The organism is Shewanella amazonensis SB2B, assembly GCF_000015245.1.
Taxonomy (GTDB): Bacteria; Pseudomonadota; Gammaproteobacteria; order Enterobacterales; family Shewanellaceae; genus Shewanella; species Shewanella amazonensis.
This window is the reverse complement of sequence record NC_008700.1, coordinates 3834806-3848772: the sequence shown is the minus strand read 5'-3', so window position 1 is coordinate 3848772 and position 13967 is coordinate 3834806. Positions and strand designations below refer to the sequence as shown.

Sequence of the window (13967 nt, the reverse complement as noted above, 5' to 3'; positions counted from 1 at the left end):
TAAGGAACCGCTGTCGCATCTTTGTGGTGTGAAAGGAGAAACTGTCGGTAAAAATGTGATCTCTATCGCAAATGTTTGCGTTCGCCCTCTTGGGTGCTAGCATGGGGTAACTTTAAGTCCAAGGAATGGTGACGCAACAAGATGATCGCGCACAGTCGGTGGTCAACATCTGCTTTGAGCTTGTCAGACCGCCTCAACAAGGTCCGACTGGCCCGGGCCCTGGCCCTGCTTTCTCCCCTCAAACGGCATCTTCTTCACGCGATCCCGCTGTTGCTGCACTTTCACGGCCCTCGAATTCCCGGCTACAACGGCCATGCCACACCCTGTGGGCTGGCAGGTTTTGAACCCCAGGAACCCCATCTGGAAGCCGCCAGGGTATTGTCTCTTGGACTTCCCAGCCTGCGTGCCGACTGGCCTTATGCCATCGAAGGTATTTATGCCATGGGCAGTACCGGTAGCTTCGGACAAAACCCCTTCAGCGACGTTGATGTGTGGGTTATCCACGAGCCTAATTTATCGGCCGATGACATTCAGGCACTGGCCGATAAGTTGGTGCTCTTACATCAATGGTTTGCGGGCTTTGAGTTTGAGGTGAACTTTTATTTGGTGCATCCGTTTCAATTTCGAGCCGACAAAAGTTATTCGGGTAACGGGCGGGTAAGGCTGGGGGTGGAACACAGTGGCAGTGCCCAGCACTGGCTGCTCCTGGAAGAGTTTTACCGCACCCAAATTTGCCTCGGTGGCAAGCCTTTGTATTGGTGGCCCGATGCCCGGCCCAGCAGTGACGGCCTCTGGTTGGGGGATGTACAAAGCTTGCCCGCCAGCGAGTATTTCAGTGCCTCCCTGTGGCAGCTCTACAAGGGGTTGGTCAAACCCCACAAGGCATTACTCAAGGTGTTGCTGCTTGAGGCCTACGCCTGGCGTTACCCCAATACAGAGCAATTGAGTACCAGGGTATGGCTTCACACGACCAAGGGGGATTTTTCCACTGCCAACGACCCTTACTTCTTATTGTACGAGGCGATAGAGGAATATTTGCTTGCGATAGAAGATCACCGGCGGCTTGAGATTGTTAGGCGCTGCTTCTATCTCAAGTGCGCCGTTCGCTTAAGCCATCCCCAGCAACCGAAGGATTGGCGCTACCTGAAAATGCAGTTGTTGGTGTCAGCCTGGGAGTGGCCAGATGCCCTTATTCAGACTCTGGATGACTGTGAAGATTGGCACACGGGGCAACTTCAGTGGTTCAATGCTCAGTTGAATGAATTGATGCTGGTAAGCTATCAGAAGCTGCTGCGCTTTGCAGCCAACCACGGCGTTAATGAGGGGCTCAGGGTCGAAGATCTGGGCATGCTCACCCGTAAGCTGCATACCTGCTTTAATGAAGACAAACATCTGGTTTCCAAGTTGAATCCGCTCTGGAGCAGCCGCTTGCAAGAACCGGTGCTAACTGTCATCACCAGCCAGTCTGATGGAACCCACTACCTCTATCGTCAGGAGCCACAGGCGTCGGCATTAAAGGGTGAAGCGGCAGTGTATGTGGCAGACAACCTCGCGTCGCTGCTGCTCTGGGCGTGTATAAACCAGGTGTGTGATGACCAGACCCAGTGGTTCAGTTACGGGGAGCGCAGGTTGGGTGCACGCCTTGCGGCCACAGATAAACGTTTGCGTGAGGCAATTAAGGATACAGAGCTTAAGGTATCCAAGCAGGATCTCTGTCAGCCCTGGCACTATCGAAAGCTGGTGTTAGTGGTCAACCTTGAACATGACCCCACCCCCGATTGGCCAGGGCAGGAAGTTCTGGTGGATATCATGAATGCGAACCTCTTTTCTCTGGGGCGTAAGCAGCTCAACATGCTGGGCTCGCTGGATGTGCTGTCATTCAATTCCTGGGGCGAGTGGCATGCACACCATTTTGAAGGGGAGCAGGCACTTCTAAAGGCCATGACCTTTTTGGCACCGGGGATCCGCAGGGCAGCGGGCAGGCTGGATCTGCGGACCCTGGGCTGCAGCGCCCGGTTAACCTTTCAGCTGGAGTTGGCGGTACATTCATTGCTGAAACAGGTTGCTAAGCTGAGTTGTCAGGCAAGCGCTTCATCAACCCTGGTACAGCCTCTGCGCATAGGTAACCGAAACTACGGACTCTTCTTTAATACCCTGGGCGTGGCCTACGAAGACCTTGCGGATGCGCCATCAATATACAAACAGATGAGCCGTGGTCATTTACTGTCTATCCCCAGGCCTGAATTGGGCGACGATCCGTTCGCCAGTGTGCCTGAGCTAATTCAGGACTATGCCACTGAGGATGTTATTCAGTATTTCCTGAGGCCGAGGGAAGAGGGGATTGATGTCTTTATTCTCAATCACAAAAACGAAATCAGTCACTATGTCCAGCATGGCACCACGGTGGAGGCTCTGGTGAGCAAAGTGAGCCAGCAACATGCCTTTGAGGGGCTTTACGAGATGCATGGCCGCTTTAATTTGCCGCAGTTTTTTCAGTTGGTGAGGATGCAGGGCGAACTGAAGGCCCAACCTGTGGGGATGGTGAGGGAAGATATGGGGGCCGAGTTCTAGCCCCCAACTGACGCTGTGATCTGCTTACCAGCACAGGTCCAGATTGGCCTGGCGCTTGATGGATTCTTTCAAAAACGGCATAAATTCGGCACCGCCGTTACGCTCGTCAATCCATTTACCCTCTTTAAAACCAAAGTGATAGCCACCAAAGCGGGTTGCCAGCCAGATTTCGTGCAGCGGTTCCTGCTTGTTGATAACGACTTTGGAATTATCGTCGAAAGTCAGTTGTAACACCCCGCCGGAACTGTCGATGTCCACGTCAGCATCTTCATTGTCGATGGCGTTTTCGATGGCGCTTTCAATGATATTGAACATCTCGTCGGCCAAATGGTGAAACTCTGTGTCTGTCATCGCCATGTGTGTTGATCCTTTTCAATCTTGGGCTTGAGTGCGATTATAAAGCCAAACCCGCGCCTTATGCATTGAAGTTGAGAAAAATGAGACTGTATTTATCCCTATTGCTTGTTAGCCTGCTGCTATTGGGCTGTGGCCAGAAAGGTCCGCTCTACAAGACACCGCCTGCTCCCGATAATCAGGCCCAGCAACCGGCAGCGCCAGTGGCAGCCGATACTCCCAGCACCGATGCGCGCAAACAATAAGGACCTCTATCTTGGATCATTTTCTCTATCGTGAAGAGCGGCTGTTTGCCGAAGAGTGCGATGTGGCAGGTCTCGCAGCCGAACATGGCACGCCCCTGTACGTTTATTCCCGTGCCACCCTCGAACGCCACTGGCACGCCTTCGATGGTGCTGTAGCGAGCCATCCACACCTGATTTGCTATGCGGTAAAAGCTAACTCCAACCTGGCGGTGCTCAATGTGCTGGCCCGGCTTGGCAGTGGTTTCGACATCGTCTCCGGTGGTGAACTTAGCCGCGTGCTCGAAGCCGGCGGTGACCCAGCCAAAGTCGTATTTTCCGGGGTGGGCAAAACCGTGGCCGAGATGGAGCTGGCGCTCAATACCGGCATTATGTGCTTTAACCTGGAATCCGGCGCCGAGCTTGAGCTCCTGAATGAAGTGGCTGGTCGTCTTGGCAAGGTGGCGCCAGTGTCGCTGCGTGTTAACCCCGATGTGGACGCAGGTACCCATCCTTATATTTCTACCGGCCTGAAAGAAAACAAATTCGGTATTCCCATGGAGGAGGCGGAGGCCCTGTTTGCCCGCGCCGCCGCGTTGCCGAATCTGGCAGTGAAGGGGGTGGATTGTCACATTGGTTCGCAGCTGACCGAACTCAAGCCCTTCCTCGATGCCATGGACCGCATGCTGGCGTTGATTGACCGTCTGGCAGAGCAGGGCATTGTGATTGAACACTTCGATGTAGGTGGCGGCCTTGGTGTGACCTACAACGGTGAAACCCCGCCGCATCCGGATGTGTATGCCGCTGCGATTCTTGAGAAGCTCAATGGCCGCCCGCTTAAGCTGATTTTCGAGCCCGGCCGTGCCATTGCCGCCAACGCCGGTATCTTTGTTACTCAGGTGCTTTACACCAAGGATAATGGCGACAAACGCTTTGTGATTGTCGATGGCGCCATGAATGACCTTATCCGCCCGTCGCTTTACGGCGCCTGGCAAAACATCATTCCTGCAGTCAAAACCAATGAGCCGACTACCCGCTGTGACGTGGTTGGCCCTGTGTGTGAGACCGGTGATTTCCTCGGTAAAGACCGTGAGTTGGCGGCGGGCAGTGGCGATCTTCTGGTGGTACGCAGCGCCGGTGCCTACGGTTTTACCATGGCGTCGAACTACAATACCCGCCCCCGCGCCGCTGAGCTGATGGTCGATGGCGACAAGGCGTATGTGGTGCGCGAGCGGGAAAAACTCAGTCAGCTCTGGCAAGGAGAGCAACTCCTGCCGTAAACTGGGGAAAGTACCCGATTTTTGGGCGCCGGAGCACTGGCCCGGCGCTAAGGAAGCATAGCTTGATCCACTTCACCAAGATGCATGGTCTGGGCAACGACTTTATGGTTGTCGATGGTGTGACCCAGAACGTGTTCTTCTCGCCGGAACAAATTCGTCGTCTGGCCGACCGCAATTTCGGTATCGGGTTTGACCAGCTGTTGTTGGTTGAGCCGCCCTACGATCCGGACCTGGATTTTCACTATCGCATCTTCAATGCCGATGGCAGTGAGGTGGAACAGTGTGGCAATGGTGCCCGCTGCTTTGCCCGGTTCGTTCGCAATAAAGGGCTGACCCAAAAGCATAAAATCAAGGTTAGTACCAGTGCAGGCAAGATGACACTGCGCCTTGAACGCGATGGTGGCGTGACTGTGAATATGGGCGTTCCCATTCTCGACCCGGCACAAATCCCCTTTAAAGCTAAAAAATTTGAAAAAACCTATCTGCTTCAGTCGGCTCAACAAACCTTTTTATGTGGTGCTGTGTCCATGGGCAACCCCCATGTGGTGCTGGAAGTGGATGATATTACCCAGGCTCCGGTTGCAGACGTGGGCGCCCAGTTGACACGCCACGAACGTTTTCCCAAAGGTGTTAACGTGGGCTTTATGCAGGTTGTGGCCCCAGACCATATCAAGCTCAGAGTCTACGAGCGGGGGGCCGCCGAGACCCTCGCCTGTGGCAGCGGTGCCTGCGCAGCCGCCGTGGTGGGGCAGCTTCAGGGGAAATTGGGCAGCCGTGTCCGGGTAGACTTACCCGGTGGCAGTTTGACCATCAACTGGGAAGGTGAAGGTAAGCCCCTGTGGATGACAGGCCCGGCACAACAGGTATACGACGGACAAATCCAGTTATGACAGATCCAAAGCACAGGACGGAAGCGCCCTTTGATGAGCAGATAATTCGCGAGTATCTGATTGATAACCCTGACTTTTTTGGTCGTTATCCAGAACTCTTGCTGGCGATGCGCATGTCTCACACCGAGCGGGGCACAGTATCGCTGCTTGAGCGCCGTCAGGAAATGTACCGAAACCGCGTGGCCCAGCTTGAAGAAGAAATTACTGCCCTGATGACTCAGGCCCGCAGAAACGAAAAAATATTTCGCTTTAACAACGATTTGCAATTCAAGCTGCTGGAGAGTGAAGACCTGGGCGATGTAAGGCAGATTCTGTCTCAGGCATTGATGAGCGAGTTTGGCTTTACCCACGTCAGGCTTATCACTGTGCACGATGTGGACAGTGAACTGTCTGCCATCTGGAGTAACCGTCTCGCCCGCGGTCATTACTTCGGCCGTCTTACCGCCAGTGAATCGCGGCGTTTATTTGGTTCTGAAGTGGGCTCAGTGGCACTGACACGTTTATCCGAACATTGTGGTCAGGTGGTATTTGCCATCGCCAGTCAGGACCCGGCGCATTTTCATCCCGAGATGGACAACTTGCTGTTGGATCAACTACGGCGGATTTTGGACCATCTGCTGCCAAGGCTCTGATTATGGCCGACCAAGCCAGCTGGCTGGAACGTTTTACCCGCTACCTTGCCACCGAGCGACAATTATCGCCCATGACAGTGCGTAATTATCGCTTTGAGCTGGAACGCGCCGATACGCTACTGGGACAGCGAAGCTGGCAGCAGTTGAGTCGCCAGGACCTCAGCGGTCTGATGGCCCGGCTGCATCGCCAGGGGCTGTCGCCGCGATCTCTTTCGCTTACCGCGTCGGCACTCAAGCAGTTTGGTCAGTTTCTGTTAAAAGAGGGGCTGATAGACACCAACCCTGCGGCCACCCTCAGTGCACCGAAGCAGTCCAAAACCTTGCCGAAAAACCTTGACCCTGATTCGGTCAATCACCTGCTGGATATTCCTCCGGAAGATGGCCTGGCACTGCGTGACAAAGCCATTATGGAGCTCTTTTACTCCTGTGGCCTGCGTCTGGCCGAACTGGCGGCGCTGGATGTGAAAGACCTTGATCGCGAGAGCCGGGAGGTGAGGGTTATTGGTAAAGGCAGCAAGGAGCGGATCCTGCCTGTGGGCAGTGTCGCGTTGGCGGCCATTGGCGATTGGCTGAAGGTCAGGAATCAAATGCCTTGCCAGGACGATGCCTTGTTTGTGTCTAGCCGTGGCAGCAGGCTTTCCCATCGCAGTATTCAGGCGAGAATGGAGAAATGGGCGCAAATACAGGGGCTCAGCGTTGGAGTGCACCCTCACAAACTCAGGCATTCCTTCGCGACGCACATGCTGGAGTCCAGTGGCGACTTGCGGGCTGTTCAGGAATTGTTGGGTCACGCCAATCTTGCCACCACACAAATTTACACCAGTCTCGACTTTCAGCATCTGGCCAAGGTGTATGATGGCGCCCACCCTAGAGCGCGCAAAAAGGGGGATTGATGCAGATATTTCGTCGCCTTAAGCCCATTGCCGCCATCAGTTTTGACCTGGACGACACCCTGTACGACAACCGCCCCGTGATTATGGCCGCGGAGCTGGCGCAGCTGATGTACCTTGCGCGCCATTATCCCGTGACCAAGGCCTGGGGGCGGGACGAATGGCGCCATCATAAGCTCAGGGTATTGGCGCATCATCCCGTGCTGGCACACGACCCAACGGCACTGCGATTGCTGACTCTGCATTCAGGTCTGCTTTATTTTGGTTTGTCCGAAGCGGACGCCACAACGGCTGCCGGCGCCGTGATGGATGAATTTATCAGGGCCCGCAGCCACTTTCGGGTACCTGAAAGCTCGTTGCAGCTGCTGGCAAAACTCGGGCAAAAATACCCACTGATAGGCCTCACCAATGGCAATGTCGACCCGGAGCGTATAGGTCTGGGAGACCGGCTGGTGTTTGTGCTTGCCGCGGGCAGTGGTGTAAGGATGAAACCTGTGGACGATTTGTTCCGGATGGGATGCAATCGCCTTGGCATAGCGTCTGAGCAGTTGCTCCATGTGGGGGACAGCCACAGCGCCGATGTGGTGGGCGCACTCAAGGCCGGGTGTCAGGCCGTGCTGCTCAATCCTGCCCATGGAGGAGTCGAACCAGGCCCACTGGCATCGCCATTGCCTCACCTGCAAATTCAGCGACTGGATGCCTTGCTGGCACTGCTGTAAATCGCTGGGCATCCAAGCATCCCGATACGAATTCAGTCTGAATTTATCATTTCCTTAACATTGCTGACCTGATAGCCTATAACTTCCTCAAAGGAAAGGGGAAAGCACATGCTCAGGCCAAAAGTCATTTTTTCATTGGTATTTGTCATCTTAACCATGGTGGCATGGCCAGCTGCTGCCCACGATATTTACGCCAATGGCGGGTTTCTGGCGGGTGCAATCCATCCCTTCCTCGGGCTTGATCATCTGTTGACCATTTTTGCCGCCAGCCTCATAGGCATGCAGCTCGGCGGAAGGGCGCGGGTGTCTGTGCCACTGGCCTTTTTACTGTTTTTTATCTTTGGTGACATCATTGGTTTGCTGCAGGTGCCCATGCCCTGGGTAGAGCCGGGCATAGCACTGTCAGGGATCCTGTTGGGACTGGCCTTGCTGATGGGGCGCGACGTACCGCTCTCGTTTGCTCAGGCTCTGGTGGGGATTTTCGCTCTGTTTCATGGTCATGCCCATGGCACGGAAATTCCCATGGGGGCAAACCCCGTCTGGTACACCCTGGGGATAAGCGTTGGCACAGTGGCGATCATGTTATTCGGGGGCGCGGTAGCCTGGTATTTAAGCCTGATAGACCAGCCCAAACCCTTACTGCGTGGGCTTGGGGGGATCATCACGTCCCTTGGGCTGCTGCTGTGGTTTTTCTGAGGCTATTGTCTCGACGCCTATTGTTCCGGCGGGCACAGTCGGCGCTGCTTTTTCAGCAACTGGCTGACCTGACGCCGGCTGGCGCGCATATCCGACGAATCCACCCTAAAGAAGGTGCCTGTGTAGGGATCCGGTCCGAGGAAAACCGGCTTTTGATGGACGGAGGCCTCGGGCACATGAAGACGAATCAGTTTTTTACCTGCAAGTTCAATAATTTGAACGTCGGTGGGGGACAGTACATTGCAGGACACCCGGCGCGGGTCTTTTAGAATGCGCCAGATGTCTTCCAGCATGGGCAGTGGATTGGCTATGCCCTCGATAGAGAAGTCGCCCTGAGACTCCCGCACCCCCAAAATGATCTCGCCGCCGAGGGTGTTGGCGAAGGCGCTATAGCTTTCCCACATGCCTTCAGGCAGCTGTCCCTGGCCATCGCGGCCGGCAGCGAGTTTAAACTCCACCTGTACCGACTCGCGCAGATGCTGAATATCATCGAGGGCAAATTGGGTCATGGGCTGTCCTTGAATTGCTCTTTTCCCTGATATAACACGGGTTTTGCCCCATGGCCAGTGACCCTTAGCCCCGCCCCGGCTTCACCGGCTTAAAACATTCCTTATCGAGGCCGTACTTTTTCATCCTTAAATACAATTTCTTACGGGGCACGTTAAGGTAGTCTGCCGCCTCTGATACCCGGCCAGAGAACAGAAACAACGCATCTTCTATCAGGCGCTTTTCATAGTCGTCCACCAGCTCATCCAATGGGCCTTTTACAGAGGGCGCCGCCGCAATTCGCTGCACATTGGCCAGTTTGACTATCCCCACCGCATAGAGCTCGGCCACGTTGCGAAGTTCCCGCACGTTGCCGGGCCAGCTGTGCTGCTTGAGATTGTCCAGGTAGCGATTTTCCACCGTGGGCATCTTACGGGACAGGCGGCGGCAGCTTTCTTTCAAAAAGGCCATAAACAGCGGCACTATATCGCTTGGTCGTTCGCACAGGGCCGGCAGACGCAGCCTGACCTGGGAGAAATAATAAAAGCACTCGGGGGTGAGGGTTTGCTCCTGTACCAGGGTTTCGGGCTGACTTTCCAGAATGGCGATGGTGCGCACTTCTTTGTTGCCCCTGCGTTCCTGATCGAGGAGAAAGCTTGCCAGCCAGCGCTGGCTGTCGGTGGGTAGATGCTCAAGCTCCCTCAGGATCAGGGTGCCGCCGCGGCTCGCGTCCACCGCCTGTTGCAGTTTTTCCGGACTTTCCACCAGAGCGCATTCGAGCTGTTGCAGTGGCCCTTCTGCCCTGGGGCCCAGTTTGTGCAGCAAGGCCGCCAGGGTATTTCGGCCAACCCCCCGAGGCCCCTCCAGCATCACGTCTCTGTCGGTTAAGGCCAGTTGCCCGAGCTGTTCCCGCAGATCATTGATTTGGGCGCTGCTGCCAAGGAGCTGACCGGCCAGAGAGTCCTGAATGTTCTGCCGCTGGCCAATCAATTGATGGCGTTGGGTGGCGGCCTTTTTTACCAGGGCAAGAAAGGTCGGCGGGTCGAGGGGCTTTTCGATAAAGTCTGCGGCGCCCTGTTTTACGGCCTTCACCGCCAGAGGAATATCGGCGTGCCCCGTGATCATGATGACAGGGATCTGTGGGTCAATATGGTGCACGGCTGCCAGCAAATCCAGGCCATGCATGGCGGGCATATAGATGTCGCTGATGACCACTCCGTCCCAGTCGCGGCTCAATGCCTCCAGTGCCTTCTGCGGTGAGTTGGTTGCCCGCACCTGATAGCCGGATAAGTTAAACAACTGGCGGCAAGCGTCCAGTACGTCTTCATCATCGTCTATAAGCAGCAGATTAGGCTTGGGTTTAAGCAGATGGGACATTTGTAAACTCCAACAGCATCAGGGTGTTGCCGTCCATAGCGCAGGCAAGGCGGATATCGCCTTCCTGGCGTTCCATCAGGGTTCGGCAAATCGAAAGTCCGAGGCCCAGCCCCACTTCTTTGGTGGTAACAAAAGGCGAAAACAGCTTTTGCAACACAGCATCGGGAAAACCGTGGCCGTTGTCGCGAATGGCTAAAAGGGTGCTGCCGGGTTGTGGGAACTGTTCTATAAGGATGTGCTTTTGCTCGCAGCTTGCAATGGCATCGAGCGCATTGACCAACAGATTGATCAGCACCTGTTCTATCTCAACCGGGTCGCCGATAACACAGAGGCTGCTGTCGAGGTGGCTTTCTACCTGCACATTCTCGCGTTTTATCCGGGGGGCGAGCAGCAGCAGGGCATTATCGGCTATGGTGCCCAGTGAAACGGCTTCCCTGACCCGGGTTTGCGGGCTCTTGCGGGCAAATTCTTTCAAGGCGCCCACGATGCGGTGCATCCGTTTACTCAGCTGACCTATACGTTCCAGATTGTCGGTAAGCAGGGCTGTATCGCCTTGTTCGGCGGCCATACGGCTGGTGTAGAGGAAGGTGGAAATAGCCGACAGTGGCTGGTTCAACTCATGGGCCATACTGGTCATGGCCTGGCCCAGCACCGCCATCTTGGCGGCCTGAATGAGTTCATCCTGGGCGCGCAACAGGTCGTTCTGCGCCTGGGTGCGACGCTCTACTTCTTGCTCAAGCTGCTGATTTTTTTCCTTAAGATCCCGGGTTCGTTCGGCAACCCGCTCCGACAGCTCGCGGGCATTCAGCTCCTGACGGGTCATGTCTGTGATGGTGATAATGGTCTTAAACTCCCCCGCTTGCTCATAGCGGCGAAAATCGAAGTGCCAGAAGGCCCGCCGATCATCGTCGCCCAGCTCCAGCAGACAATGGCTTTGACCGAGCCCTTGTAAGGTACTGCCGGGGGCAAACTGGTCTGCCAGCTGCTGAGCCGCCGCAGGGGGAAAGGCCTGCCACAGCAGCGATTGCTCAGGTTCAGTTCCAAGGGGTAACAACTTTCTCGCAGTGGGGTTGACCGATTCTATGGTGCCGTCCATCAGACAGGTGATAAGGCAGGCCTGGGTGTTGTTAATCAGGTTGAGTGCATTGGTTTTGTCCATCAGTTGCCGCTGGGCGCGAAACTGCAGCAACTGCTCGCCGAGGCGGCCAATTTCATCTCTACCACGCACGCTAAGAGGGCTCGACAGGTCGTTGCTGCACACCTTTGCCAAATCCTCGCTAAGCAGATTCAGGCGGCCAATCAGGCGCCGTGAAATCAGGCCGGTCAGCACAAAGGTGCTTAAGATCAGTGCCCCTGTGAGGATAAGCAGCAGCCAGGCTTTGCCCTGGCTTACCTGGCGGTTGGTGGCTTGCACCAATGACTCCAGGTTGGTGTTGGCTTGAGCGACGGCGGTCACCACCTGGGCATGATAGGGCTGAATAAGCTCATTGATCTTTGGTTGCAATGATTTGATTTTAAGTTGGTTTCCCACGTCTTCGCCGAGCAGTTGATGCAGGGCTCCACCGGGTTTCACCAGATCCACCAGTTCCTGCAATATCTGGCGATGGCTCACAGTCGATGGGTAGGCGGCAAGCTGAGTGGTGAGCAGCTTCAACTCGTCGATTTGAAAACCAATAAACGAGAAGGCATGCTCCAGCTCCCTTTGATGGCGCTGGTTGATAATCTCGGTGCTGAGCTGATGAATCTCGTTTTCTTTCAAGGCGATATTTTGCAGCACCGAAAATTCCTGCAGCACAGAAGTGATGGTAGTGGCCGAGGTGCGGTTGCCAAGCTGGGCGCTTAAGTGCCAGGCCACTTCCTGCAGCAGCGGCGTCATTTCATCCGTTAAATCCTGATGCAGTCGCGCCAGCTGCTTTTGCTGCGACGAAAGATGCTGCGCCAGGGTGAGTTGGTGTCGCAGGAGCTGACTCTGGTTGTGGATTAATGCTTCAAGCTCACCGAAGCGGGCCTGTTGCAGTGCCCGCTCATCGTCGCTGTGCAGGTTGACCAGATAGGCATTTTCGAGTTCACCCATGGCTTCGGATACCTGCCGCTCCATGGTCAGCAGGGTGATTTCATCCTCGGCGCCGGGCAGTTGTCCCAAAAGCTGCAACAGCCTGTTGCTGGCACGTTCCAGTGTGTAGGTAGCATTGATGGTGGGCACGCTTTCACTGATGATGCTGCTGACCCGGGCACTCAGTCGGTCCCACATCAGCAGGCTGGTCAGGCCGACCAACAGTGTCAGCCCCAACATGGCCGAAAAGGCAATAAAGAGCCTTCTGCCAAGGGGTGAGTGAGACTTGGACATCAGGGGTACTCCAGGGTGCGAACCAGTGCCATGGCCTGCTCAAGCTGCTGTGCCACCTGCATGCGCCAATCCTGCATGGTGCGCTCCATCTGCGCCGAGGGCTGTTGCTCGTAGTCGGCAAATACCGTCTGCAAATCGGGCGACATGGCTTCGGCCTCGCTGATGGGCACCCTACTGGCAAGGGCAATGGCCTGGGTCAGTACCTCATGGTTTTTCGGCGTATCTTTCATGGCACCCTGTGCCTTGATGATGGCAAGCCAGGTATAGCGAAGCTTGGGCAGTTGCTGGGCGATGGCCTGTTCAAACAGCGCCTTAATCACGTTGTTGCGTATAAAAAGTTGCTGTTTTTCGATAACAAAGGCAGTGCTGTTGGCCAGCTTGCCGTCACTCAGTGGCGTTTTGGCAAATTCGGGCTCGGTGAGAATAGCCTGCCCCTCGGGCGACAGTAAAAAGCTTAAAAACTCTCGGGCTTTGGCGGCGTGTTCAGCCTTGGCGGTGAGGCCGCAGTAGGTGGGCAGAATCACGGTATCGGGCAAATAGGTAAAGCCCACATAATCAAAATGGCTGCGGGCCACACTGGCATAGTTATCTATCACGGGCCCTGCGCCCACCAAGCCACGGCTGATGGCATCGCTGACCCCAAAACTGCGGGCCGACAACGAGGCGAGGTTACCACCTATGCGCATCAACAGTCCCCATCCCGCGTCCCACCCTTCTGATTGCAATATGTTTTCCACCATCATATGGGTAGTGCCGGAATGGCTGGGCGAACTCATCATCACATGGCCGTTAAACCCGGGCTGGGCCAGATCCTGCCAACTGCGGGGTTGTGGCAGGCCGTGTTTATTCAAGTAGTCGCGGTTGAACATCAGCCCAATCCCTGAATAGGCCACCGGCAGCACATAGTCGGAAGCTGGCAGACTGTGGCGTTTAAGCCAGGCGGGGGCCGCGGGCAGTTCCCCTAAAGGTGCCAGCAGGTGTTGTTGATGCAGGGTCTGGAACAGAGTGGGGGAGGATGACACCACCAAATCGATGCGGGGTTGGTTCTCGTCGGTCAGCAGCCGGATGGCAGGCAGGGTGCGGCGGTATATCACCCGCACTTCGCACTGCTCTTTGGCCGAGAACTTATCCACCAATCCTTTAAATGGCAGCTCGGAGAAAGAGGTGAGGATCACCAGGCAATTCTCTTTCGCCTGGCCGGTATTTGGCCAGCCAAGCCAGAGCATCAACAGTAGGGCGAGCAGTTTTTTTTGTGTCATGGCTCAAACTTTTTAATCAATTTTTAACGTTTTTTACAACCTGATGAGTCGGTTATGACTCAAGGTTGGCCTATTTTCCAACAATCTGTCTTCAAGGGTGAGTGTAGCCATTCCAATTTTGACCCGGAAATTCTGCCTTTTGAGTTAATTCTGACTCAGTTTGCTGCTTTTGTGCCCTGCGATTGTGCCTGAAAAGATGCTGGCGAGTCGGGAGCCGGATCCCGGCGAACGAGCAACTTAAACGT

General features: G+C 55.3%; 13 protein-coding genes. 8 read left to right on the top strand and 5 right to left on the bottom strand.

The window, feature by feature from the left end; all coding sequences use genetic code 11:
- Positions 1-141 precede the first annotated feature (141 nt).
- Entirely contained in the window at positions 142-2571 is a 2430-nt protein-coding gene (locus SAMA_RS16935; RefSeq protein WP_011761360.1) for a class I adenylate cyclase, read from the top strand.
- A 24-nt stretch (positions 2572-2595) separates the two neighbouring features.
- On the opposite strand, the gene cyaY is transcribed toward SAMA_RS16935, so the two are convergent.
- Positions 2596-2928: an iron donor protein CyaY gene (cyaY, locus tag SAMA_RS16930; RefSeq protein WP_011761359.1), complete on the bottom strand. Its 333-nt coding sequence runs from the start codon at positions 2926-2928 to the stop codon at positions 2596-2598.
- 80 nt (positions 2929-3008) lie between these two features.
- Between cyaY and lptM the strand changes: the two genes are divergently transcribed.
- From lptM to SAMA_RS16895, 7 genes are all read left to right on the top strand, one after another.
- Positions 3009-3170, top strand: a complete 162-nt coding sequence (gene lptM, locus SAMA_RS19810) for an LPS translocon maturation chaperone LptM (protein WP_086015277.1) — start codon at positions 3009-3011, stop codon at positions 3168-3170.
- A gap of 11 nt (positions 3171-3181) precedes the next feature.
- Positions 3182-4426 (top strand): diaminopimelate decarboxylase, encoded by a 1245-nt coding sequence (lysA, locus tag SAMA_RS16920; protein WP_011761357.1) that lies wholly within the window; start codon positions 3182-3184, stop codon positions 4424-4426.
- 62 nt (positions 4427-4488) lie between these two features.
- Complete coding sequence (gene dapF, locus SAMA_RS16915; protein WP_011761356.1) at positions 4489-5316, top strand: diaminopimelate epimerase; 828 nt, start codon at positions 4489-4491, stop codon at positions 5314-5316.
- Positions 5313-5948 carry a DUF484 family protein gene (locus tag SAMA_RS16910; protein WP_011761355.1) on the top strand — a complete coding sequence of 212 codons (636 nt, stop codon included), beginning with the start codon at positions 5313-5315 and terminating at the stop codon, positions 5946-5948. Before dapF ends, SAMA_RS16910 begins: the two co-directional genes overlap by 4 nt.
- Before the next feature lie 2 nt (positions 5949-5950).
- Positions 5951-6841, top strand: coding sequence for a tyrosine recombinase XerC (gene xerC, locus SAMA_RS16905; RefSeq protein WP_011761354.1), 891 nt, complete (start codon positions 5951-5953; stop codon positions 6839-6841).
- The gene (locus tag SAMA_RS16900; protein WP_011761353.1) at positions 6841-7557 is read left to right on the top strand and encodes an HAD-IA family hydrolase; all 717 of its coding nucleotides are present in this window, start codon (positions 6841-6843) and stop codon (positions 7555-7557) included. Before xerC ends, SAMA_RS16900 begins: the two co-directional genes overlap by 1 nt.
- 108 nt (positions 7558-7665) lie before the next feature.
- Positions 7666-8253: a HupE/UreJ family protein gene (locus SAMA_RS16895; protein WP_011761352.1), complete on the top strand. Its 588-nt coding sequence runs from the start codon at positions 7666-7668 to the stop codon at positions 8251-8253.
- Between the two features lie 17 nt (positions 8254-8270).
- Here the strand turns inward: SAMA_RS16895 and SAMA_RS16890 are convergent, their stop codons facing one another.
- From SAMA_RS16890 to SAMA_RS16875, 4 genes are all read right to left on the bottom strand, one after another.
- Positions 8271-8762, bottom strand: a complete 492-nt coding sequence (locus SAMA_RS16890; RefSeq protein ID WP_011761351.1) for an AlbA family DNA-binding domain-containing protein — start codon at positions 8760-8762, stop codon at positions 8271-8273.
- Between the two features lie 64 nt (positions 8763-8826).
- Entirely contained in the window at positions 8827-10116 is a 1290-nt protein-coding gene (locus SAMA_RS16885; protein WP_011761350.1) for a sigma-54-dependent transcriptional regulator, read from the bottom strand.
- Positions 10100-12463 (bottom strand): ATP-binding protein, encoded by a 2364-nt coding sequence (locus SAMA_RS16880; RefSeq protein WP_011761349.1) that lies wholly within the window; start codon positions 12461-12463, stop codon positions 10100-10102. The genes SAMA_RS16885 and SAMA_RS16880 overlap by 17 nt, the downstream gene beginning before the upstream one ends.
- Positions 12463-13722 carry an ABC transporter substrate-binding protein gene (locus SAMA_RS16875; protein ID WP_011761348.1) on the bottom strand — a complete coding sequence of 420 codons (1260 nt, stop codon included), beginning with the start codon at positions 13720-13722 and terminating at the stop codon, positions 12463-12465. Before SAMA_RS16875 ends, SAMA_RS16880 begins: the two co-directional genes overlap by 1 nt.
- Positions 13723-13967: the final 245 nt, after the last annotated feature.